The 20911-nt window shown below is 69.0% G+C and carries 22 protein-coding genes; 10 read left to right on the forward strand and 12 right to left on the reverse strand.

The features are described 5' to 3' along the window. Positions 1 to 8 precede the first annotated feature (8 nt). Entirely contained in the window at positions 9 to 305 is a 297-nt protein-coding gene (gene rpmB / locus ATI37_RS06850) for a 50S ribosomal protein L28 (protein ID WP_117237702.1), read from the reverse strand. Between the two features lie 61 nt (positions 306 to 366). Between rpmB and lspA the strand changes: the two genes are divergently transcribed. Then, positions 367 to 813: a signal peptidase II gene (gene lspA / locus ATI37_RS06855; RefSeq protein ID WP_117237703.1), complete on the forward strand. Its 447-nt coding sequence runs from the start codon at positions 367 to 369 to the stop codon at positions 811 to 813. On the opposite strand, the gene aspC is transcribed toward lspA, so the two are convergent. Then, on the reverse strand, positions 807 to 1958 hold the full coding sequence (gene aspC / locus ATI37_RS06860; RefSeq protein WP_117237704.1) for an aspartate/prephenate aminotransferase: 1152 nt from the start codon (positions 1956 to 1958) through the stop codon (positions 807 to 809). The two genes, lspA and aspC, sit on opposite strands and share 7 nt — an antisense overlap. 449 nt (positions 1959 to 2407) lie before the next feature. Next, positions 2408 to 3325, reverse strand: coding sequence for a diacylglycerol/lipid kinase family protein (locus ATI37_RS06865; protein WP_117237705.1), 918 nt, complete (start codon positions 3323 to 3325; stop codon positions 2408 to 2410). Positions 3326 to 3342: 17 nt separating this feature from the next. On the opposite strand from ATI37_RS06865, the gene ATI37_RS06870 reads away from it, so the two are divergent. Together ATI37_RS06870 and ATI37_RS06875 are read left to right on the forward strand one after the other, a co-directional pair. Further along, positions 3343 to 3993, forward strand: coding sequence for a histidine phosphatase family protein (locus tag ATI37_RS06870; protein WP_117237706.1), 651 nt, complete (start codon positions 3343 to 3345; stop codon positions 3991 to 3993). Positions 3994 to 4002: 9 nt separating this feature from the next. Continuing rightward, a complete protein-coding gene (locus tag ATI37_RS06875) occupies positions 4003 to 4854 on the forward strand; it encodes a GNAT family N-acetyltransferase (protein WP_117237707.1) in 852 nt (283 codons plus the stop codon). Here ATI37_RS06875 and ATI37_RS06880 read toward each other — a convergent pair. The 3 genes from ATI37_RS06880 to ATI37_RS06890 are packed head-to-tail and all read right to left on the reverse strand — an operon-like array spanning position 4824 to position 7768. Beyond that, positions 4824 to 5705 (reverse strand): histone deacetylase family protein, encoded by an 882-nt coding sequence (locus ATI37_RS06880; protein ID WP_117237708.1) that lies wholly within the window; start codon positions 5703 to 5705, stop codon positions 4824 to 4826. The genes ATI37_RS06875 and ATI37_RS06880 overlap by 31 nt on opposite strands. Positions 5706 to 5762: 57 nt before the next feature. Continuing rightward, positions 5763 to 6227: a tRNA (cytidine(34)-2'-O)-methyltransferase gene (locus ATI37_RS06885; RefSeq protein ID WP_117237709.1), complete on the reverse strand. Its 465-nt coding sequence runs from the start codon at positions 6225 to 6227 to the stop codon at positions 5763 to 5765. 2 nt (positions 6228 to 6229) lie between these two features. Beyond that, the gene (locus ATI37_RS06890; RefSeq protein WP_117237710.1) at positions 6230 to 7768 is read right to left on the reverse strand and encodes an ATP-binding protein; all 1539 of its coding nucleotides are present in this window, start codon (positions 7766 to 7768) and stop codon (positions 6230 to 6232) included. 215 nt (positions 7769 to 7983) lie between these two features. Between ATI37_RS06890 and ATI37_RS06895 the strand changes: the two genes are divergently transcribed. From ATI37_RS06895 to rlmN, 6 genes are read left to right on the forward strand one after another with little or no spacing between them, the layout of a single operon-like run. Continuing rightward, a complete protein-coding gene (locus ATI37_RS06895; RefSeq protein ID WP_117237711.1) occupies positions 7984 to 9321 on the forward strand; it encodes an ammonium transporter in 1338 nt (445 codons plus the stop codon). After that, positions 9318 to 9668, forward strand: a complete 351-nt coding sequence (locus ATI37_RS06900; protein ID WP_117237712.1) for a P-II family nitrogen regulator — start codon at positions 9318 to 9320, stop codon at positions 9666 to 9668. The genes ATI37_RS06895 and ATI37_RS06900 overlap by 4 nt, the downstream gene beginning before the upstream one ends. A 4-nt stretch (positions 9669 to 9672) precedes the next feature. Next, on the forward strand, positions 9673 to 10575 hold the full coding sequence (locus ATI37_RS06905) for an HrcA family transcriptional regulator (RefSeq protein ID WP_117237713.1): 903 nt from the start codon (positions 9673 to 9675) through the stop codon (positions 10573 to 10575). After that, positions 10565 to 11236, forward strand: coding sequence for a molybdenum cofactor biosynthesis protein (locus tag ATI37_RS06910; protein WP_117237714.1), 672 nt, complete (start codon positions 10565 to 10567; stop codon positions 11234 to 11236). The genes ATI37_RS06905 and ATI37_RS06910 overlap by 11 nt, the downstream gene beginning before the upstream one ends. A gap of 46 nt (positions 11237 to 11282) precedes the next feature. Beyond that, on the forward strand, positions 11283 to 11507 hold the full coding sequence (locus ATI37_RS06915; protein WP_117237715.1) for a hypothetical protein: 225 nt from the start codon (positions 11283 to 11285) through the stop codon (positions 11505 to 11507). Between the two features lie 9 nt (positions 11508 to 11516). Then, positions 11517 to 12581: a 23S rRNA (adenine(2503)-C(2))-methyltransferase RlmN gene (rlmN, locus tag ATI37_RS06920; protein WP_117237716.1), complete on the forward strand. Its 1065-nt coding sequence runs from the start codon at positions 11517 to 11519 to the stop codon at positions 12579 to 12581. On the opposite strand, the gene ATI37_RS06925 is transcribed toward rlmN, so the two are convergent. Next, positions 12550 to 13713, reverse strand: a complete 1164-nt coding sequence (locus ATI37_RS06925; protein WP_117237717.1) for an acyl-CoA dehydrogenase family protein — start codon at positions 13711 to 13713, stop codon at positions 12550 to 12552. The two genes, rlmN and ATI37_RS06925, sit on opposite strands and share 32 nt — an antisense overlap. Positions 13714 to 13789: 76 nt before the next feature. Between ATI37_RS06925 and ATI37_RS06930 the strand changes: the two genes are divergently transcribed. After that, positions 13790 to 14491 (forward strand): Clp1/GlmU family protein, encoded by a 702-nt coding sequence (locus tag ATI37_RS06930; protein ID WP_117237718.1) that lies wholly within the window; start codon positions 13790 to 13792, stop codon positions 14489 to 14491. On the opposite strand, the gene leuS is transcribed toward ATI37_RS06930, so the two are convergent. The 5 genes from leuS to proB form a co-directional block, all read right to left on the reverse strand. Beyond that, complete coding sequence (gene leuS / locus ATI37_RS06935) at positions 14469 to 17105, reverse strand: leucine--tRNA ligase (RefSeq protein ID WP_117237719.1); 2637 nt, start codon at positions 17103 to 17105, stop codon at positions 14469 to 14471. The genes ATI37_RS06930 and leuS overlap by 23 nt on opposite strands. Positions 17106 to 17208: 103 nt before the next feature. Further along, positions 17209 to 17991, reverse strand: coding sequence for a YhjD/YihY/BrkB family envelope integrity protein (locus ATI37_RS06940; protein WP_117237720.1), 783 nt, complete (start codon positions 17989 to 17991; stop codon positions 17209 to 17211). Continuing rightward, positions 17984 to 18544, reverse strand: coding sequence for a tetratricopeptide repeat protein (locus tag ATI37_RS06945; protein WP_117237721.1), 561 nt, complete (start codon positions 18542 to 18544; stop codon positions 17984 to 17986). Before ATI37_RS06945 ends, ATI37_RS06940 begins: the two co-directional genes overlap by 8 nt. Further along, positions 18541 to 19779: a glutamate-5-semialdehyde dehydrogenase gene (locus tag ATI37_RS06950; RefSeq protein WP_117237722.1), complete on the reverse strand. Its 1239-nt coding sequence runs from the start codon at positions 19777 to 19779 to the stop codon at positions 18541 to 18543. The genes ATI37_RS06945 and ATI37_RS06950 overlap by 4 nt, the downstream gene beginning before the upstream one ends. Continuing rightward, positions 19776 to 20885, reverse strand: a complete 1110-nt coding sequence (gene proB, locus ATI37_RS06955) for a glutamate 5-kinase (protein WP_117237723.1) — start codon at positions 20883 to 20885, stop codon at positions 19776 to 19778. The genes ATI37_RS06950 and proB overlap by 4 nt, the downstream gene beginning before the upstream one ends. Positions 20886 to 20911: the final 26 nt, after the last annotated feature.

Genomic DNA, 20911 nt, shown 5'->3' on the forward strand with positions numbered 1-20911 from the left:
TCCCCGCTCTAAAGGAGCTTCAGGAGCTCCCTTTTGATCTCCTTGGCGGAGAGGCCCTCTAGCTTGAGCCCCTTGGCCCTTTCCAGAAGCTCGTAGACCTTGGGGATGTGGCTTGCCGCCACCCGGAAGGTGATCTCCTGGCCCGCCACCCTCACCCGTACCTTCTGCAGGTTGGGGTGCTGCCGGCGCTTGGAGATGCCCGTGGTCTTCCGGCCCACGCCCCCTTCCCGCTTGGCCTTGCCCCGCCTCTCGATGCTGTTGGCCACGATGGGCCGCTTTCCGCTCAACTCGCACACCTTGGACATGCCACCCTCCCGTGCCCGAAGGCAAACCCTAAGGAGTATAGCACAGGGTAGACTCTTGGAGATGCCCACGGTGCTCATCCCCCTCCTAATCACCTTGGATCAAATCCTAAAACTTTGGGCTCTGGAGAACCTCTCTCCCGTCCCCAGGCCCTTTTTGGGGGACCTCCTCTACCTCACCTTGGTCAAGAACACGGGGGCGGGGTTCGGCCTCCTTCAGGGCCAGGCCACCCTTCTCGGCTGGCTCAGCCTCCTGGTGGGGGGCTTCCTCCTCTACCTCCTCGCTCGCCGCCGCTACCCCCGGGCTTGGACCCTGGGCCTCTCCCTGGTGGCGGCGGGGGCCTTGGGCAACGGGATTGACCGCCTGGGCCGGGGCTGGGTGGTGGACTACCTGGACCTGGGGACCCCGATCCCCCTCATCGCCAACTTCCCCGTCTTCAACCTGGCGGACGTGTGCGTGACCCTGGGGGCGGCCCTCCTCCTTCTCTCCCCCAGGCGAAGGCGCTACTGAAGGGCCAGGGCGAAGCGCTCCAGGGCCTTTTGGAGGTTCTCCTCGCCCGTGGCGTAGGAGAGGCGCACCTGGCCGTAGGCGGCGAAGTCCGTGCCCGGGACCACCGCTACCCCGGCCGTAAGGAGCCTCTCCGCCGCCTGCACCTCGTCGGGGGCGAAGGGGGAGGTGTCCATGAGGACGTAGAAGGCCCCGCTGGGGCGCACCGCCTTTAGGCCCAGCCGGGAAAGCCCCTCTAGGAGGAGGTCCCGCCTCCTGCGGTAGGCCTCCTTGGCCCTGGCGATGAAGGCCCTCGAGGCCTCCAGGTTGGTCAGGGCCTCGAGGGTGGCCCACTGGGCGATGGTGTCGGGGCTGGTGGTGGACTGGCTGGAGACGTCGGCCATGGCCTTAACCACCGCCTTGGGGCCACAGGCGTAGCCGATGCGCCAGCCCGTCATGGCGAAGGCCTTGGCCGCCCCGTTCACGGTGATGGTGTGCTCCGGGGCCAGGGTTCCAGGGGAGAAGTGGGCCCCTTCGTAGATCAGGTGCTCGTAGATCTCGTCGCTGACCAGGTAGAAGTCGTGCTCCACGGCCAGTTCCGCCAGGGCCCTAAGCACCTCCTCGGGGTAGACGGCCCCCGTGGGGTTGTTGGGGGAGTTTACTACCAGGGCCCTGGTCCTCCGCGTGATGGCCCGGCGTACCCGGTTGGGGTCGGGGACGAAACCCTCCTCGGGCAGGGTGGGGACCTCCACGGGCACCCCCCCGGCAAAGCGCACCATCTCCGGGTAGCTCACCCAGTAGGGGGAAAGGACGATGACCTCGTCCCCCGGGTCCAGGATGGCCTGGAAGAGGTTGAAGAGGGCCTGTTTCCCCCCCACGGTGACGAGGGTCTCCTCGGGGGTCACTCCTAGGCCATTCTCCCGGCGGAACTTCTCCGCCAGGGCCTCCCTTAGCTCGGGGATGCCGGCGGGGGGGGCGTACTTGGTCTTGCCCTGGGCCAGGGCCCGCCTCGCCGCCTCCTTGACGTGCTCGGGGGTGTCCAAGTCGGGCTCCCCGGCGGTGAGGGCCACCAGGTCCACCCCCTTTCGCCTAAGCTCCAGGGCCCGGGCGTTCACCGCCACCGTGGCCGAGGGCTTCATGGACTTCACCCTTTGGGCGAGGCCGCGCATGGCATGAGTATACGCCAGGAGGCAAAATGATCCCGTAGACCCGGCGCTAGAGGAAGTGGCGCGGAGGGCAGCGCCACCTCCTCTTCGGCTCCCGGACCCGGGGGGAGCCCACCCCCTTTCTGACCGCGACCTGGCCATCTGGGCAGAGCCCCCCCTGGACCCGGCTAAGCCGGATCCGGGAAGCTCTGGTGGAACTCCCTTGGGCACCCGGATAGAGGGGGAGGGGATTCTCCTTGGGCAGGGAGGGAAGCTTAAGGAGCGGGTGGCCCCCTTGCGCCGGGCTCCTGCCCGTCCAGCGATTGCCTTGGCCCGCCCAAGGAAGAGGTCGTCCGGGACTCGGCCATCCAAGCGCCCATGCCTGTTCCCTTCGGGACCCCAGCGGGTTAGCCTTCATTCCCTGGAGCTCCAGGGCCTTTCAGAGGCCCTAGGCCCGGCCCCCCGGGGGGCTTTTAGGCTGGAACTGGTCTCACCGCAGGCCTTTCCCCCTTGGCCCCGGCCCGGCGGGCCACCACCTTAAGCCCCAGAGGCCTCAGCTCCGCCCGGTAGGTGGTGGATTCGGGCAGAAGCTCCCCGTCGGCGTGGGCGGGGACGGGGTGGGCGAACTCCACCACCGCTTCCCGCCCAGAGAGGGCCAGGACCTGGGGGTGGCCCAGATGCCTGCCCAGGAGGAGCTTGGGCAGGATGAGGACCACCCCGGGGCGGGAGAACTCCCGGGCCAGGACCAGGGAGAGGAGGCCGTCCCTGGGGTTGGCCCCAGGGGCGATGGGGATGCCGCCGCCGTAGGTGGACCCGTTCATGGCGGCGAGGAGGAGAAGCCGTCCTCGGTGAACCTCCTCCCCGTCCAGGAGGACCCGCCCCTCGGGGAGGCGGAGGTCTTTTAGGACGCCGAAGAGGGCGTAGAGGTAGCGGGGCATGCTGCGAAGGAAGGGCGGGGCGGTAAGGGCCCTTTTGGCCACCAGGGCGTCAAACCCAATCCCCAAGGAGGCCCCGAAGGGCTCTCCGTTGACTAGGCCCAGGTCTACGGCCTCCTCAGGGGCAAAGAGGGCATGTTCCAGCGCCTCTTTCCAAGGAAGCCCCCTCAGCCCCAGCATGCGGGCGAAGTCATTCCCGCTGCCGATGGGGACCACCCCCAGGACCTTCCCCGTGCAGGCCAGGCCCCTCAAGACCTCGTGCACTGTGCCGTCCCCCCCAACGGCCACCACCCGGGCCCCCTCGGGAGCCTGGGAGGCGATCTCGGTGGCATGGCCCGGCCCCTCGGTGAGGAAGGCCCTGGCCCCCCTCTCCCGGGCCGCCTTCAGGATGGCCCCGGAGAGCCGGCCCACCTTGCCCCGACCCGCTGCGGGGTTCACGATGACCCATCTTTCCACCCCCGTATTCTATGGGCATGGGGCTTCTTGCCCACTTTCTCAAGGGGCCCCACCCCAAGACCACCTTGCTCCTCACCCGGGCTGGGCCCGTGGAAAACCCCCACCACCTCCTCTATAGCCACCCGGGCCTGCCCCTGGCCCTAGAGGGGAAAGAGGCGCTCCTGCGCCTCGTCCCCCTCCTGCGGCGCCACCCCGTGGCCTGGGTCTACGGGGCGGACAGCCTGGCGGAGAGGGAGGCAGCTGCGCTCCTCTCGGAGGCCCTGGGCGTGCCCCACACCCTTCTGCCCGAGCTCAGGGAAAGGCGCTGGGGGGCCTGGGAGGGGAAAAGCTTCGCCAAGGTGGAGGCCCTCTTCCCGGAAGGGTTGGCCTCGTGGCTTCGGGACGAGGCGGGCTTCGCCCCGCCCGGAGGGGAGAGCGTGCAGGAAGCCTGGGAGCGGGGGAAGAGGGCGGTCATGGCCCTCCTGGAAAGGCATCGGGGCCAGGCCCTCCTGGTGATCGGTAACTGCACGGTGAACCGGGCCGCCCTAAGCCTCGCCCTCCCCCTGCCCCCCGGGGAGGGCCTGAGGCTGGAGCAGGACTACGCCCGGCTTTCCGTGGTGGACTTCTACGGGGAGGAAGGGGTGGTGAAGGCCCTCAACCTGGACGCATGCCCTGGGGTTGGGGAGTAAACTTAAGGCATGATCCGGCCCGTGGCCAGGAAGGACCTCCCGGGGCTTCTCAAGCTCCTTCGCCATATGGACGAGAGCCCCGAGCGCGGGGTTTTAGCCCCAGAGGCTCGGGACCTGGAGGGCCTGGCCGAGGAGCTGGAGGACGGCCTGGTCCTGGTGCAAGGGGAGGTGGAGGGGTACGTGGGCCTCTACCCCTTCTGGGACGGGGCGGCCCTGGAAGGGCCCCTGGCCTACCGGGAGGAGGACCTTCCCTCCCTCCTCGAGGCCGCCCAAGCCCGGGCAGAGGAGCTTGCCGTGGAGCGGCTTTACGCCTTCCCCCGGGCGGAGAACCGCGTCCTGCGGGAGGTTTTGGAAGAGGGGGGCTTCGGCCTCCTCCACACCACCTATTTCTTCGTGAAAAACCCCCAGGGGTTGGACTACCCGCCTCCCCCGGGAGTCGGGATCCGAAGGGGCTTCCCCGGGGCCGAGGTTTACCGGGAACTCTACCGGGAGAGCGATGAGGCTTGGGCCCTCAGGCTCAGGTGGACGGACGAGGAGCTTTGGGAGCACTTCGCCCATCCCCAGGTCCACCTCCTGGTGGCCTACCGGGGTGAGGAGCCCCTGGGCATGGCCGAGGTGGAGTTGGAGGGAGGGGAGGCCAGCGTGGCCTACATCGGGGTGGTTCCCAAGGCCCGGGGCCAGGGGATCGGCCGGGCCCTCCTCTCCGAGGCGGCCAAGCTGGCAGGGGAAAGGGGGGCCCGCCTCCTCCGGGTCCGGGCCCACGACCACGAGACCGAGGCCCTGGAGCTCTACCGCAACCTGGGGTTCAGCCTCGAGGAGGCCGTGGCCACCTACACGAAGGAGCTTAGGGCCAGGCGGTAGGTCCCGGCGTGGGCCTCCACGGTGAGTCGGGGCTCGCGGTTGTACCCCCCGCCCATGACCACCACCAGGGGCACCCCCAAGGCCTTGACGAAGCGGAAAACCCGCTCATCCCGCCGCCGAAGGCCCTCGAGGGAAAGGGCCAACCGCCCAAAGCGGTCCCCCTGGAGCACGTCCACCCCGGCGTTGTAGAAGACCAAGGCGGGGCGGAAGTCCCAGGCCTTCTCCAGGGCCATATCCAAGGCCCTCAGGTAGGCCTCGTCCCCCACCCCATCGGGCAGGCCCACGTCCAGGTCGCTCCTTTCCTTCTTCAGGGGGTAGTTGCGCTCCCCGTGGAGGGAGAGGGTGTAGACCGTGGGGTCATTCTGGAAGAAGACCGCCGTGCCGTTCCCCTGGTGGGCGTCCAGGTCCACTACCAGTACCCTTCCCGTGAACCCCCCCCTACGAAGCCAGGCGACGGCCACGGCCACGTCGTTGAAGAGGCTGTACCCCTCGGCCCGGTCGGGGAAGGCATGGTGGGTGCCCCCGGCCAGGTTGAGGCCGAGGCCCGTTCTCAAGGCGTCCTCCGCCGCGGCCAAGGTCCCTCCGGCCGCGTGGAGGGCCCGCCTCAGGAGGCCTGGGCTATAGGGAAGGCCGAGCCTCAGGGACTCCTCCCGGGAAAGCCCCTCCTGGAAGAGCCTTTCCAGGTAGCGGGCCTCATGGGCCAGGAAGAGGGCCTCCCTGGGCACCTCGGGGGCTGGGAGGACGGGGAGGAGCCCTTTTAGGGCCTCCGCCACCCCCCGGTACTTGTAGAGGGGAAAGGGGTGGCCTGGGGGAAGCTCAAAGGCCAGGTGGGCGGTGGAGTAGGCCCGCATGCCCCCATGATGACCCTTGTTGGCAGAAACAGGGGTGTCTCCGCCCCCTAGTAGGGGTCACCTACGCCCTTGTGGGGCCTCCCTAAGCTGGCGGTAGGCCTCGTAGGCGGCCACCCCTACGGCCACCGCCAGGTTCAGGGAGCGCACCGGCCCCGGCATGGGGATGTGGAGGCTGGGGAAGCGGGCGAGGACCTCCTGGGGAAGCCCCCGGGTCTCGGGGCCGAAGAGGAGGTAGTCCCCCTCCTGGAAGCGGGCCTCGTAGAGGCCCTTTTCTCCCCTGGCGCTGAAGGCCAGGACCCTGGCCCCCGGGGGGAGGGCCTCTAAAAAGGCCTCCCAGGTGTCGTGGACCCTGAGGTCCACATAGGGCCAGTAGTCCAGGCCTGCCCGCTTCAGCCCGGGATGGGCGAGGCGGAAACCCAAGGGGCGGACCAGGTGCAGGGGGAAGCCCAAGGCGGCGGCGGTGCGGGCGATGTTGCCCGCGTTCTGGGGGATCTCCGGCTGGTAGAGGACCAGGTGGACCACCTTTACCCCCGCCTGCGGTACCGGGTGGCGGGGCCCCGGCCCGCCCGCTCCAGGCGGCCCTCGAGGAGAAGCCGCCTGAGGAGGGCCAAGGCCCCCTTTGGGGAAAGCCCGAGAAGCCCCTCCACCTCCCGCCGGGTCAGGGGGCGGTCCATCTCGGCGAGGAGCCTCTCCCCAAGGGGGTCCCGGCCCATAAGGCGGTACACCCCCCCTTCCCGGCGCAGAAGCTCCATGCGCTCCATGCGGGAAAGGACCCGCCGGGCCGCCTCCTCGGGGAGCTGGAGGGCCTGGGCCAGCTCGGGGAGGGCCGCCTCCCCCACCCGCCTCAGGTGGGCCACGGCGATGAGGTGGTCCAGGCTGAAGGCCCCAAAGCGCTCCTGGGCCTTGGCCAGCTCGCGCACGAAGGCCTCGTCCAGCTCGGGGTTGTAGAGGACCAGGGTGAGGGCCTCGGGGAAGAGGCGGTACTCTGGGGGCTCCTTGCCGTACTTGAGGAGGAGGCGGTACATCTTGTCCACCCCGCTCCCCGCCCGCTCCACATAGCCCAGGCGGTAGAGGGCCTCGGCCAGGCGGGGGTTTCGCCTCTTGGGGGGGTGGCGGAGGACGTTTTCCGGCGTGATGCCCGGGGGGAAGCCCCCGGGGTTGGAGACCTCGAGGCGGTCCCGGTAGTGGTGCACCTGGATGGCGTCCTGGCTCTGCCAGTCCCGGTGGACCAGGGCGTTCAGGAGGGCCTCCCGGTAGACCTCCTGGTCGTAGTCCCAGACCTCGAGGCGGAAGAGCCCCACGGTGAGGTAGCGCACCCGGTTCCTAGCCTGGATCAGGTCGCGTAACCTCTCCAAGAGGGCCGGGATGGGCCTCAGGATGTCCTCGCGGAAGCGGTACCCCCCCTCCTCCTCGTGGTAGTAGTAGCTCACCTCCGCCTGGGGCAGGAGGCGGCGCAGGGCTAGAGGGGTTCCCGCCAGGAGAAGCCCGGCCACCGTGGGGCGATCCTCCCCCTCCACCCGCTCCAAAAGGCCCAGGGTGAAGAGGAGCTCCAGGTCGGGGAGGGCCGCCAGGTTGCTCCCCCTTTCCTCCAGGATGCGCCTGAGGCGGAGCACCTCCAACGGGTCCAGGTCGGAGAGGCTAGCCGCGGGCAGGATTTGGGCGGTGAAGTCGGGCTCGGGCAGGGCCTGGCCCATCCTGAGCTCCCGGAGGCGCCTACCGTCCCAGAAGGGCACCCGACCCGCTCCCACGGCGATGGCCGCCGGGCTTTGGGGCACGTGGAGGGCGATGACCCGCCCCTCCGGCCCCTCCACCACCTCCACGTAGGGCAGGAGGAGGCCCTGGGTGAGCCCGAAGAGGGCGTGGGTGATCTGCAGGGGATGGATCTCCGAGGCCCCCAACACCCTCCCCTCCCGGCTCACCCCCAGGAGGAGGGTTCCCCCTTTGTGGTTGGCCAGGCCCGCCGCATGGCGGGCCAGCTCCTCTGGGGAAAGGTCCGGGGGAAGGAAGAGGGTCCGCTCGTCCTGGCCCATAGCGAGGCGTTCCTTTAGCTCCTCCCATGTCACGGCCTCCAGTTTACGGAAGCTGGCGGGAGAAAGGGCGCCTGAGGTCTTGCGCTTACTGTCACTCTATGTGGTGACGTTCGCCCGCCTTGCGTTGGACGATAAGCGTATCTATGCCCTTTATAGCCCTTTACATTCTAGTAGTTTTGGCCACTTGCCGGGAAAACAGTTGACATTATGCACCACACGCCCTACCCTGTCTTCCAAGGGGGTGGGGTATGCGGCATTGGAAACCCCTAAACGGCATAGCGGCAGTAGGGCTCTCCGGCATGGCTTTGGCGGAAGGGATCAACGGGGCAGACACCGCTTGGGTCCTGGTCTCCACCGCCCTCGTCTTCCTGATGACCCCAGCTGTGGCCTTCTTCTACGGGGGGCTGGTGCGGGGCAAGAACGCCTTGAACGCCATGATGATGTGCTTCGCCGCCTTGGCCTTCGTGGGGCTGGGCTGGGCCCTTTTGGGGTATAGCCTGGCCTTTGCCGAGGGGAACGCTTGGCTGGGAGGGTTGGGCTACGCCCTGCTCCGAGGGGTGGGCCTCGAGGCCCAGGGCACCATCCCTCACCTCCTCTTCATGGCCTTCCAGGGCACCTTCGCCATCCTCACCGCCGCCCTGATCTCGGGGGCCCTGGTGGAGCGGATGCGCTTTCCCGCCTACCTGGCCTTCCTCACCCTCTGGGGGCTTTTCGTCTACGCTCCCATCGCCCACTGGGTCTGGGGCGGAGGGTTTCTGGGGGAGCTGGGGGCCCTGGATTTCGCCGGCGGCACGGTGGTCCACATCAACGCCGGCATCGCTGCTCTGGTGGCCGCCATGGTCTTGGGCTCCAGAAAGGACTACGGCCGGCAGGCCATCCTGCCCCACAACGTCCCCTTCACCCTCTTGGGGGCCGCCCTCCTCTGGTTCGGCTGGTTTGGCTTCAACGGGGGCAGCGCCCTAGCCGCCGACGAGATCGCCGCCTTGGCCTTCGTGAACACCCTGCTGGCCCCGGGGGCCACCATGGCGGTCTGGATCCTTCTGGACCTCCTCCGCACCGGCAAGGCCACGGCGGTGGGCGCGGCCACGGCCATCATCGTAGGCCTGGTGGCCATCACCCCCGCCGCAGGCTTCGTCTCCCCGCTTTCCGCCCTGGTCCTGGGCGCCCTCAGCGCCCTCCCCAGCTACTACTTCCTCCTCTACCGCCCCAAAACCCGGTTGGACGACTCCCTGGACGTCTTCGGGGCCCACGGCCTGGCAGGGATCACCGGGGCCCTCCTCACCGGGGTCTTGGCCCAGAAATCGTGGAACGGGGTGGCGGACGGCCTCCTCTTCGGCAACCCGGGGCAGCTCCTCGTGCAGGCGGTGGCGGTGGGCGCGGCCGTCCTCTACTCCGCCCTAGGCACCTTCCTCCTCCTCAGGCTGGTGGGGCTTTTCGCCCCCTTGCGGGCAACCCCCAAGGAGGAAGGCGCGGGGCTGGACGTGGCCCAGCACGGCGAAGAGGCTTACGCCAGCGGGGAAGGGGCCATCCTGGTGCTCTCGGAAGGCCTGCCCCCCACCCCCAAGCCTGCGGGAGGTAAGGCATGAAGCTAGTGGTGGCCATCATCCGTCCGGAAAAGCTCAACGAGGTGCTGGAGGCCCTCTTCAAGGCGGAGGTGCGGGGGCTCACCCTGAGCCGGGTCCAGGGGCACGGCGGGGAGACGGAAAAGGTGGAAACCTACCGGGGCACCACGGTGAAGATGGAGCTCCACGAGAAGGTGCGCCTGGAGATCGGGGTTTCCGAGCCCTTCGTCAAGCCCACGGTGGAGGCCATCCTGAAGTCGGCCCGCACCGGGGAGGTGGGGGACGGGAAGGTCTTCGTGGTCCCGGTGGAAAAGGTCTACCGCATCCGCACTGGGGAGGAGGACGAGGCGGCCGTGACCCCGGTACAATGAGGGCGTGACGGCCAGGCAGCGGCGGATCCTCCACCACCTGGTGGAGGCCTACATCAGGACCAAGGCCCCGGTGCCCTCGGCGAGGCTCGCCGAGGTCCTGGGCCTTAGTCCTGCCCTGGCCCGGTACGAGCTCATCGCCCTCGAGGAGATGGGCTACCTCACCAAGCCCCACGCCTCGGCAGGCAGGATACCCACCCGCCAGGCCTACCGCCAGTACGCCCTCTCCCTCCTCCCCCCCACCCCCCTTCCCGAGGCCACCCGGAAGAGCCTCCTCAGGGCCCTGGAGGGGGCCCGGGAGCCCGAGGCCTTCGTGGTGAAGATGGCCTCGGGGCTTTCCGGCTACCCCGCCCTCCTCCGCCTGCAGCTCCGCAGGGCCCCGAGGGTCCTCCAGGTCCACCTCTCCCCCCTGCCCGAGGGCATTCTGGCGGTCATGGTCCTGGAAGGGGGCAGGGTGCGGGAGGTGCGCCTTTCCCAGAACCTCCCCCAGGAAAAGCTCAAGGAGGCGGAGGAGGTGCTCTCCCGCCCGTTCGCCCAACTCCCCTCCGCCCCTAAGGGCCTCGAGGCCCTCTTCGCCGCCCTCTCCCGGGCCCTAGCGGGAGGGCTTGCCCTCACCTACCGGGAGGGGCTCTCCCAGGTCCTCAAGGAGCCCGAGGCCCAGGACCCGGGCTTCCTGGAGCGCCTGGTGCGCCTTTACGAAAGGGGGGACGGGGACCTCCTCACCCCCCCGGGCCGGGTGGACGTGCGGGTGGGGGAGGTGGAGGGCCTGGCCCAGGTGCAGGCGGGTCTGGAGCGGGGGGAGTGGCAGGGGGAGATCGTCCTCATAGGCCCCATGCGGATGCGCTACCTCGAGGCCCTCTCCGTAGCCTCGAGCCTCTCCCGGGTCTATACTGGGACCCATGCGGGTTGAGGTGCGCCTCTTCGCCCTTTACCGGGAGCAGGTGGGGAAGGACCACCTCTTTCTGGACCTTCCCGAAGGGGCCCGGGTCCGGGACGCCAAGGAGGCTCTGGAGAAGCTCTTCCCCGGCCTCTCTCTCCAAGGGGGCATGGCCGCGGTGAACCAGGCCCTGGCCCAGGGGGACACCGCCCTTGAGGAGGGGGACGAGGTGGCCTTCCTGCCCCCGGTCTCGGGGGGGCAGGACAGCTTCGGCCTCACCCATGAGCCCCTGGACCTGGAGGCCCTGGTGGCCTGGGCCACGGCCCCCGAGTACGGGGCGGTGGTGAGCTTCCTGGGCACCACCCGAAGCCCCAACCGGGGGGAGCAGGTGGCCTTCCTGGAGTACGAGGCCTACCCAGGGATGGCGGAGAAGGTCATGGCGGAGATCATCGGGGAGATGCGGGCCCGGTGGCCCTTAGGCCGGGTGGCCCTCTGGCACCGCCTGGGCCGGGTGGACCCGGGGGAGGCCTCCATCGCCATCGTGGTCTCGGCCCGCCACCGCAAGGAGGCCTTCGCCGCCTGCGAGTACGCCATCGACCGGGTCAAGCAGGTCCTCCCCGTCTGGAAGAAGGAGCACCGCAAGGACGGGAGCTTCTGGGTGGAGGGCTTCGCCCCGGAGGAGGGCCGCCTCTGAGACCACCCCATTCCGGCTTGCGCCAAAGCGGGGGCCCCGGGGGCCCATGAACTCCTTCACCGCCATCGCCTTCCTCCTCCTCCTCGCCCTCTGGGCCCTCCCCCTCCTCCTGGGCTTCCTCTCGGGCCGGGCCTACCGGGAGGGCCGGGGCCGGGTGGCCCTAGGGCTCCTCCTCTTCGGGGCCTTCTGGGGCTTCCTGGCCCGCCCCAGGCCCCTGGGGCTTTTCTTCCTCCTCCTGGGCCTCCTTTTGGGCTACGGCCGCCTGCGATAGAATGGGAGGATGACCGAACGGGCCCTGCGCCCCCTTTTGGATTTATTCCCCGAAGACTTTCCCGGCGAGGGGTACCGCAAGGCCCAGATCGCCCACTGGGTCTTCGCCCGGGGGGTCCTGGACTTCGCGGAGATGACGGACCTCCCTAAGGCCCTCAGGGAGGCCTTGGCCCGGGAGTGGCGGATCTCCGAGTTCCAGCTCGTGGAGGCCTACCCCAGCAAGGACGGGAGCGTGAAGTACCTCTTCACCCTCCTGGACGGGCAAAAGACCGAGGCCGTCTACATGCCCTACCCAAACCGCAAGACGGTCTGCCTCTCCAGCATGGTGGGCTGCCCCGCCGGGTGCACCTTCTGCGCCACCGGGGCCCTGGGCTTTGGGCGGAACCTCACCGCGGCGGAGATCCTCTCCCAGCTCCTCGCCATCGCCCACCACCAGGGCCTCTCCCCCCGGGAGATCCGCAACGTCGTCCTCATGGGCATGGGGGAGCCCCTCCTGAACCTCCATCACGTCCTCAAGGCCATCCGGATCCTGCTCCACCCCAAGGCCCTGGCCATGAGCCCAAGGCGCATCACCCTCTCCACCGTGGGCATCCCCCGGGGCATCCTACGCCTAGCCGAAGAGGACTTAGGGGTGCGCCTCGCCCTCTCCCTCCACGCCCCCGACGACGAGACCAGGCGGAGGATCATCCCCACCGCCCACCGCTACCCCATCGCCGAGATCCTGGGGGCGGTGCGCCGCCACTACGCGAGGACCAGGAGGCGGGTCACCTTTGAGTACACCCTCCTCAAAGGCCTCAACGACCACCCCTGGCAGGCCCGGCTCCTGGCCAAGCTCCTCAAAGGGATCGGCGCCCACGTGAACCTGATCCCCTTTAACCCGTGGGAAGGGGCCCCGGTGGAGGGGACGCCCAAGGCGGGCATCCTGGCCTTCGCCGAGGAGCTTAGGCGCCTGGGGGTGCCCACCTCCATCAGGTGGAGCCGGGGCCGGGACGTGGGGGCCGCCTGCGGCCAGCTGGCCCTGAAGGCCCCCAAAGCCCTCTCCCTCACACCCCTTCTAGAAGACGCCGGGCGATGACCACCTTGAGGATCTCGCTGGTCCCCTCCCCGATGCGGGTGAGCCGGGCGTCCCGCCAGTAGCGCTCCACGGGGTAGTCCCTTATGTAGCCGTAGCCCCCCAGGATCTGGATGGCCTGGTCGCAGGCCTTCACCGCCACCTCGCTGGCGAAGAGCTTGGCCTGGGCGGCCTCGAGGGCATAGGGCCTTCCCCCGTCCTTGAGCTCCGCCGCCTTCAGGTAAAGGAGCTTGGCCGCTTCTAGGTCGGTGGCCATCTCCGCCAGCTTGAAGGAGACCCCTTGGAACTCGGCGATGGGCCTGCCGAAGGCTTCCCTTTCCTTGGCGTGGCGGAAGGCGAAGTCCAGGGCAGCCCGGCCGAGGCCCACGGCCATGGCGGCGATGCCAATCCTTCCCCCGTCCAGGACCTTGAGGACATCGTAAAAACCCTTCCCCCGCTCCCCCAGAAGCCCCTCCTCGGGGACGAAGAGGTCCTCCAGGAGGAGCTGGGCGGTGTCCGAGGCGCTAAGCCCCAGCTTCTCCTCCTTCCGCCCCACCCTAAGCCCCTTCTCGGGGCGGGAGAAGGCGAAGGCGGAGATGCCCAGGTGCTTCCTCTCCGGGCTTGGGGCCGGGTCGGTGCGGGCCAGGATCACGTAGACCCCGGCCACGCTCCCCTGGGTGATGAACTGCTTGGTGCCGTTGAGCCGCCATCCCCCCTCCACCTTCTCGGCCCGGGTCTTGAGGGCGGCGGCGTCCGACCCCGAGCCCGGCTCCGTGAGCCCCCAGGCCCCTAAGGCCTCCCCCGAGGCGAGCCTTGGCAGGAACTCCGCCTTCTGCGCCTCGTTCCCCGCTAGGAGGATGTGGCCCGCGGCCAGGGAGTTGTGGCTGGCCACGGTGAGGGCCAGGGCGCCGTCATGGTAGGCGATCTCCTCCACCATGCGGGCGAAAAGCCGCGTGGAAAGCCCCGCCCCCCCGTAGGCCTCGGGCACCGTGGCCCCAAAGACCCCAAACTGGGCCATCTTCCGCACCAGATCCCAGGGGAAGGCCCCCGTCCGGTCCCGTTCCGCCGCTCCCGGGGCCACCTCGGCCTTCAGGAACTCCCGAAGGGGCCCCAAGACCGCCCGCTCCTCCTTGCTCTCCTCAAACCAGAGGGCCATGGTGGGGTCAGTATAACACTTTACCGCCGGATGGTAAAAATGCGTCAGACCACAGGGCGTGCTAAAGTCTTCCCCGATGCTCCTCCTCCTGGGCCCCACGGACGTGGGCAAGACCACCCTGGCCCTAAGGCTTCTGGAGCGGGCCAAGGAAGGGTACCTCCTGGACCTGGACCCGGGGCAGGGGGCCCTGCCCGGCACCTTCGCCCTCTTCCGCTACCGGGAGGGGAACCTCACCCTGGTGCGCCGCGCCTTGGTGGGGGCCCTCTCCCCCGTGGGGGTGGAGGCCAGGGCCCTGGTGGCCGCTCTCCGCCTCGCCCGCCTCATCCCCAGGGGAAGCCCGGCCATAGGGGACACGGATGGCCTCCTGGACCCCACCTACCGCCTCCTCCAGGTGGACGCCCTAAGCCCCGCCGAGGTCCTGGTCCTGGGCTCCGAGGCCCTCTACCGGGCCCTGAGCTGGCGCAAGGACCTCAGGGTGCGCCTGGCCAGGCCCCTTCCCGAGGCCCGGAGGAAGACCGCCGCCGAAAGGAGGCGAAACCGCCTGGAGAAGCTTCTTGCCCACTTCCAGGAGGCGAGGCCCAGAATCCTTCCCCTGGGAAGCACGGGTGAGCCCGGGAGGCTCTACGGCCTCCTGGACGCCGAGGGCTTCTTCCTGGCCTACGGGAGGCTCCTGGCCTGGGAAGGGGGGGAGGGGCTCTTCCTCACCCCCCATGCGGGGGAGGTGGCCCGCCTCGAGGCCACCCGCCTTAGCCTCCCTACCCCCGCACTACCAGGTTGAGGATCTTGCCGGGGACGTAGATCTCCTTGACGATCTCCTTCCCCTCCAGGTGGGCCTGGACGTTTCGCACCTTGAGGGCCTCGGCCTTGGCCACCTCTAGGGGGGCGTCCTTGGGGATCTGGATGGTCCCCCGCACCCGGCCGTTCACCTGCACCGCCACCTCCACCACGCCCCTTTCTAGGGCCTCCTCGTCCAGCTCAGGCCAGCCCGCCTGGAAGAGGCTATCGGGCCAGAACCGGTGCCAAAGCTCCTCGGCCAGGTGGGGGGCGAAGGGGAAGAGCATCTGCAGGTAGTAGCGGATGGCGGTGCGGTAGACCGGGGTCACGGGGCGGGCCTTGCGGTACTCGTAGAGGGCGTTCAGGAACTCCATGAGGGCAGCGATGGCGGTGTTGAAGCGGAGGGCCTCGAGGTCCTCCGTCACCTTCTTGAGGGTGGCGTGGAGCTTCCGGTAAAGCTCCAGGTCCGCCCCTTCCAGCTCCTCCTTCTGGAAGCGGCCCGAGGTCTGGGCCAGGGCCTCGCGGTCCTCGGCCACCCGCCTGTAAATCCGGTTCAGGAAGCGCCAGGCCCCCTGGACCCCCTCCTCCGTCCAGACCATCTCGTTCTCGGGAGGGGCGGCGAAGAGGATGGTGATGCGGGCGATGTCCGCACCCTCCTCCCTCACGAAGGGCCCCACCATGACCCCGTTGCCCTTGGACTTGCTCATCACCGCGGGCTTCCAGAGGTGGAGGGTGCCGTCCTGGTGGGGCCTAAGCTCCGCCCCCATCTTCCCCACCTCTTCCAGGGAAAGCTCCCTCTCCTGGATCTCCAGCCGGAGGCGGGTGGGCTCGGGAAGGCGCACCCTATCCCCTTCCACCTCCACCTCTCCGAAGTCCGTCCAGGCCAGGACCATGCCCTGGGTGAAGAGGCCCTGGAAAGGCTCCTCCACCCCCACCATCCCCAGGTCGTGGAGGAACTTGGTGAAAAAGCGGCTATAGAGGAGGTGAAGCACCGCGTGCTCCACCCCGCCGATGTACTGGTCCACGGGCATCCAGAAGTCCGCCTTCTTAGGGTCAAAGGGGAGGCGGTCGTTATGGGGGTCGGCGTAGCGGAGGTAGTACCAGCTAGAGTCAAAGAAGGTGTCCATGGTGTCCGTGTCCCGCCGGGCGGGGCCTTTGCACCTGGGGCAGGGGGTCTCGTAGAACTCGGGGTGGGCCTCCAGGGGGCTTTTCCCCTTGGGGCGGATGTCCTCCACGTCCTTGAGGTCGGGGAGGAGGACGGGAAGCTCCTCCTCGGGGACGGGCACCACGCCGCAGGAGGGGCAGTGGACCATGGGGATGGGGGTGCCCCAGTAGCGCTGGCGGCTGATGAGCCAGTCCCTTAGGCGGTAGGTGACCTTGGCCTTCCCCAGGCCCCTTTCCTCTAGCCAGAGGGTGATCCGCCTCTTGGCCTCCTCGCTGGGGAGGCCATCGAAGGGCCCCGAGTTCACCAGAATGCCGGGCTCCTCGTAGGCCCCTTCCAGGGGCTCGGGGAGGGACTTGCCGGGGCGCTCAATCACCTTCCGGATGGGAAGGCCAAACCTTTGGGCGAACTCGAAGTCCCTCCCGTCATGGGCAGGCACGGCCATGATGGCCCCGGTGCCGTAGCCATAGAGGACGTAGTCCGCGGTCCAGATGGGGATCCTCTCCCCGGTGGCGGGGTTTTGGGCGTAGACCCCCAGGAAGACCCCGGTCTTCTCCCGGCCTTCCGCCTGGCGCTCGATCTCCGTCTTGTGCTTGGCGGCCTCCAAGTAGGCCAAGACCTCCTCCCGCTTATCGGGAGAGGCGAGCTCCAGGGCGAGGGGGTGCTCCGGGGCCAGGACCAGGAAGGTGGCCCCATAGAGGGTGTCGGGGCGGGTGGTGAAAACGGGGATCCTCACCTCCTTCCCCTCCACGGGGAAGAGGATCTCCGCCCCCTCGGAGCGGCCGATCCAGGCCCTCTGCATGGCCTTCACCTTCTCGGGCCAGCGGAGGCCCTCGAGGTCCTCCAGGAGCCTATCCGCGTAGGCGGTGATGCGGAGGTACCACTGGGTGAGCTCCCGCTTCTCCACCGGGGTGTCCTCGTGCCGCCAGCAGCGGCCCTCCACCACCTGCTCGTTGGCGAGGACGGTCTGGCACTTGGGGCACCAGTTCACCAGGCCCTTCGCCCGGTAGGCCAGGCCCTTCTCCCACATCTTGAGGAAGATCCACTGGTTGAAGCGGTAGTAGTCGGGCTCGCAGGTGGTCACCTCCCGGTCCCAGTCGTAGAGGATGCCCATGAGCTCCAGGCTCTCCTTGGCCTGGCGGATGTTCTCGTAGGTCCAGTCCCGGGGGTGGAGGCCGAACTTGAGGGCGGCGTTCTCCGCGGGAAGGCCGAAGGCGTCCCAGCCCATGGGGTGGAGGACCTCGTAGCCCTGGACCCGGCGGAAGCGGGCCAGGACGTCCCCCATGGTGTAGTTCTTCAGGTGGCCCATGTGCAGGTCCCCGGAGGGGTAGGGGAACATGACCAGGACGTACTGCTTCCCCTTTTTCCCGGGGACCTCCTGGGCCCTCATGAAGCCCCTCTCCTTCCAAAAGCGCTGCCACCTGGGCTCTATGGCGTGCGGGTTGTACTTCTCCATCCTCTTCCTCCTCAAAAAAAGCCCTTCCCCCGGGGGAAGGGACGGCCAGACCCCTCCCCCCCTAAGGGGCTAGCCTGGCCGGGCGCATGAGACCATGATACCCCTAGGCCTCTAGGCTTTGGGCCACCACTGCCCCCAGAAGGAGGGCGTAGAGGACCAGGTAAAGGCCCAAAAGGGCCAGGACGAAGCCCGCCAGGGGGCCGTAGAGGAGCTCGTAGGAGGAGCGGGGGAGGAGCTTGGGAAGTCCCAAGCGCACGGCCTCAAAGAGGAGGGCGGCCACCCCCGCCCCAACGCTCAAGGGGAGGAGGTCCCCAAAGCCCTTTAGCCCCCGGAAGAGGACGTAGGTGAGGAGGAAGAGGAGGAAGGCGGCGAGGAGGGGGAGGAGGGCCTCGAGGGAGCCCAGGACGGCCCGCCCCTCGGGGGGCAGAAAGCGGAGGAGAAAGCCCAAGGCAAGCCCCAGGAGGGCGAGGAGGATGAGGGAGAGGGCCAAGAGGGGGGGCATGAGGAGGCCCAAAAGGCGGTGGCGGAGGCCAAAGGGGCGCCCGAAGACGAGGCCCAGGGCGTAGCTCAGGGCGGCGAAGAAGTTGCTCCCCGACCAGAGGAGGAGGAGGCCGCTCCCCAGGGTGAGGGGGAAGGCGCCCCGGGTGAGGAAGGAGAGCAGATCCGCCGCCAGTTCGGGGCGGGCGGGAAAAAGGGCCAGGGTGAGCTCCGTGAGGCCCTCAAAGGCCTCGGCCCGGAGGGCAGGGTTCCCCGCGAGGAGGAGGCCGAAGAGGCCCGCTAGGAGGAGGAGAAGGGGCATCAGGGAAAGGAGGGCGTAGTAGGCGAGGGCGGCGGCGAAGAAGGGGACATGGGCCTCCCGGTAAACCCGAAGGAAATTCCTAAGCAAGGGCCTCCACCTCCTGGGCTCCCCGCCGGTCCCCCGCCGCCAGAAAGCCCCGTATGGCCGCCTCCTTGTGGCGCTGGGCTTCCCTGGGGGAGCCGAAGCGCAGGTGCCACTCCAGGAGGGCCCGGTGGGCGCAGGCCAGGTTCCGGGGGTCCAAAGCCCTCTCGGCCTCCCTTAGGCAGGCCTCCAGGCGTTCCCGGCTGGCCTCCTTTTCCCCCAGGAGAAGGCGCACGTGGCCCTGCTCGTACAGGTTGACGGAGCGGGCTAGGGGGTCGTTGGGGAGGAGGCGGGCTTCCTCTTCAAAGACCTCGAGGGCCTCCCTAAGCCTTCCCATCCCCTTGAGAACCATGCCCACCTGGTGGAGCGCCCGATGGCTCCCCGTCTTTTGGTAGAGGTCCCGGTAGAGGGCCAGGGCCTCCCCGTGCCGCCCGGCGAAGAAGAGGGCGTAGCCCAGGGCGAAGCGGGCCTCGGGGGAAGGGTCTTGGGCGAGGAGGGCCTCCGCCTCCCCGTAGCGCCCCTCCTCTATGAGCTCCCAGGCCTCCGCCAGGTCCTTCACGCCCGCTCCTGCCCTTCCCCCAGGGCCACCCACTTGAGCGCGGTGAGCTCCAGGGGCCCCATGGGGCCGTAGGCGTGGAGCTTGGAGGTGCTGATGCCGATCTCCGCCCCCAGGCCCAGCTCAAAGCCATCGTTGAAGCGGGTGGAAGCGTTCCAGAGGACCAGGGAGGCGTCCACCCCCTCCAGGAAGCGCCAGGCGGCCTTGGGGTCCTCGGTGCAGATGGCCTCGGTGTGGCGGGAGCCAAAGCGGGCGATGTGGGCCAGGGCCTCCTCCAGCCCCGAGACCACCTTGACCCGGAGGACGAGGTCCAGGTACTCCCGGTCCCACTCCTCCTCGGAGGCGGGGACCGCCTCCTTGAGGAGGGGCAGGGCCCGGGGGCAGGCCCTGAGCTCCACCCCCCTTTCTCGCATGGCCCCCTCCAGCATGGGGAGGAAGGCCTCCGCCACCTTCTCGTGGACCAGGAGGGCCTCGAGGGCGTTGCACACCGCAGGCCGCTGGGTCTTGCCGTTTAGGGCCAAGCGCAGGGCCATGGTGAGGTCCGCCCGCTCGTCCACGTAGAGGTGGTTCACCCCCTTGGCGTGGGCCAGCACCGGCACCCGGGCCTCCCTTTGCACCAGGCGGATGAGCTCCTCCCCGCCCCGGGGAATGAGGAGGTCCAAAAGCTCCAGGCGGCACATCTCCAGAATGGCCTCCCGGTCCGGGGTGGGAACCAGGGTCACCGCCTCCTCGGGAAGGCCCGCCGCCCTCAGGGCCTGGTGCCACAGGGCCACCAGGGCCCGGTTGGAGCGGAAGGCCTCCTTGCCCCCCCTTAGGAGCATGGCGTTTCCCGCCTTCAGGGCCACGGCCACCGCCTCCACCGTGGCCCCGGGCCTCGCCTCATAGACGAAGCCGATGAGGCCCAAGGGCACCCGCATCCTGCCCACCCTTAGGCCGTTGGGCCGCTTGGCGAGGCCCTCGATCCGGCCCAGGGGGTCGGGGAGGAGGGCGATCTGGCGGAGGCCCTCGGTGAGGCTTTTGAGGTCCTTCTCCTTCAGGGCCAGGCGGTCCAGCTTGGCCCTGGGAAGCCCCGCCTTCTCCGCCTCCCCAAGGTCCTCCCGATTGGCCTCTAGGACCTCTTCCCAACGGCTCTCCAAGAGCTCCGCCATCCCCAAAAGGGCCTGGTCCCGCCTTCCCTTGGCGATCTCGGGAAGCCTGCGCTTGGCCCTCTCCGCCAGCTCCCACAAGGTTTCCCTCATGCCTCCTCCTTCAGGACCAGGTGGTCCCGGTGGACCACCTCCTCCGTGTAGCGGTAGCCTAGGATGGCCTCAATCTCCGCGCTCCTCCTTCCCCGGATGCGGTCGATCTCTTCCGAGGCGTAGTTGGCGAGCCCCACCCCCACCTCCTCCCCGCCCTCTGAAAGGAGGCGGACCGCCTCCCCCCGGGAAAACCGCCCCCGCACCTCCTTGATCCCAGCGGGGAGGAGGCTCGCCCCCCGCTCCTTTAGGGCCCGCACCGCCCCCGCGTCCAATAAGAGCTCCCCCCTGGGGCGGAGGAGGCCGTAGAGCCAGGCCTTCTCCCCCCGGTAGCGCTTCTTGGCGTGGAAGTAGGTGCCCAGGGGGGCCCCCTCCAGGGCCTCCAGGATGGCCCCGGGCCGCCTCCCGGGGAGGAGGAGGGTGGGGATGCCCACCCGGCCCGCAAGCCTTGCGGCCAAGAGCTTGCTCCGCATCCCCCCGCTTCCCAAGGGGTTCCCGCCCCCGGCCAGGGCCAGGACCCTTTCTACGTCCTCCACCTCGAGGATGGCCCTGGCCCCAGGGTTCCGCTTGGGGTCCTCTTCATAAAGGGCATCTACGTCGGAAAGGAGGAGGAGAAGCCCCGCCTCCACCAGGGCGGCAACCCGGGCCGAGAGCTGGTCGTTGTCCCCGAAGCGGATCTCGTGGAAGGCCACGGTGTCGTTCTCGTTGATGATGGGGACCACCCCCAGGTCCAAAAGGGCCCTCAGGGTGGCCTTGGCGTTCAGGTAGCCCTCCCGAAGGGAGAGGTCCTCGGCGGTGAGGAGGACCTGGGCCACCCGCAGGCCCGAGGGGGCGAAGGCCTCCCGCCAAAGGGCCATGAGGAGGGGCTGGCCGATGGCGGCCAGGGCCTGCTTCTTGGGCATGTCCTTGGGCCTGGGGAGGCCCATGAGGGCCATGCCCGCCGCCACCGCCCCCGAGGAGACCAGGACCACCTCCCGCCCCTCCTCCCTTAGCCAGGCCACCTGGCGGGCGATCTCCCCCATGGCCTCCCGGTCCAGACCCTCTTCCCCGGCCAGGACGGCGCTCCCCACCTTCACCACCAGGCGCCTTGCGGAAAGCCCAGGCCGCATTAAGGCCCAGGATAGCACCTTATCAT

The organism is Thermus sediminis (assembly GCF_003426945.1).
In the GTDB taxonomy this organism is placed as follows: domain Bacteria; phylum Deinococcota; class Deinococci; order Deinococcales; family Thermaceae; genus Thermus; species Thermus sediminis.

Excerpts from the sequence above, each read along its gene's own strand:
- rlmN (WP_117237716.1), top strand. The coding sequence starts at position 11,517 with ATGACCGAACGGGCCCTGCGCCCCCTTTTGGATTTATTCCCCGAAGAC.
- ATI37_RS06930 (WP_117237718.1), top strand. The coding sequence starts at position 13,790 with ATGCTCCTCCTCCTGGGCCCCACGGACGTGGGCAAGACCACCCTGGCC.
- rpmB (WP_117237702.1), bottom strand. The coding sequence starts at position 305 with ATGTCCAAGGTGTGCGAGTTGAGCGGAAAGCGGCCCATCGTGGCCAAC.
- ATI37_RS06895 (WP_117237711.1), top strand. The coding sequence starts at position 7,984 with ATGCGGCATTGGAAACCCCTAAACGGCATAGCGGCAGTAGGGCTCTCC.
- ATI37_RS06870 (WP_117237706.1), top strand. The coding sequence starts at position 3,343 with ATGGGGCTTCTTGCCCACTTTCTCAAGGGGCCCCACCCCAAGACCACC.
- ATI37_RS06875 (WP_117237707.1), top strand. The coding sequence starts at position 4,003 with ATGATCCGGCCCGTGGCCAGGAAGGACCTCCCGGGGCTTCTCAAGCTC.
- proB (WP_117237723.1), bottom strand. The coding sequence starts at position 20,885 with ATGCGGCCTGGGCTTTCCGCAAGGCGCCTGGTGGTGAAGGTGGGGAGC.
- ATI37_RS06915 (WP_117237715.1), top strand. The coding sequence starts at position 11,283 with ATGAACTCCTTCACCGCCATCGCCTTCCTCCTCCTCCTCGCCCTCTGG.
- ATI37_RS06880 (WP_117237708.1), bottom strand. The coding sequence starts at position 5,705 with ATGCGGGCCTACTCCACCGCCCACCTGGCCTTTGAGCTTCCCCCAGGC.
- leuS (WP_117237719.1), bottom strand. The coding sequence starts at position 17,105 with ATGGAGAAGTACAACCCGCACGCCATAGAGCCCAGGTGGCAGCGCTTT.
- ATI37_RS06910 (WP_117237714.1), top strand. The coding sequence starts at position 10,565 with ATGCGGGTTGAGGTGCGCCTCTTCGCCCTTTACCGGGAGCAGGTGGGG.
- aspC (WP_117237704.1), bottom strand. The coding sequence starts at position 1,958 with ATGCGCGGCCTCGCCCAAAGGGTGAAGTCCATGAAGCCCTCGGCCACG.
- ATI37_RS06900 (WP_117237712.1), top strand. The coding sequence starts at position 9,318 with ATGAAGCTAGTGGTGGCCATCATCCGTCCGGAAAAGCTCAACGAGGTG.
- ATI37_RS06950 (WP_117237722.1), bottom strand. The coding sequence starts at position 19,779 with ATGAGGGAAACCTTGTGGGAGCTGGCGGAGAGGGCCAAGCGCAGGCTT.
- ATI37_RS06925 (WP_117237717.1), bottom strand. The coding sequence starts at position 13,713 with ATGGCCCTCTGGTTTGAGGAGAGCAAGGAGGAGCGGGCGGTCTTGGGG.
- lspA (WP_117237703.1), top strand. The coding sequence starts at position 367 with ATGCCCACGGTGCTCATCCCCCTCCTAATCACCTTGGATCAAATCCTA.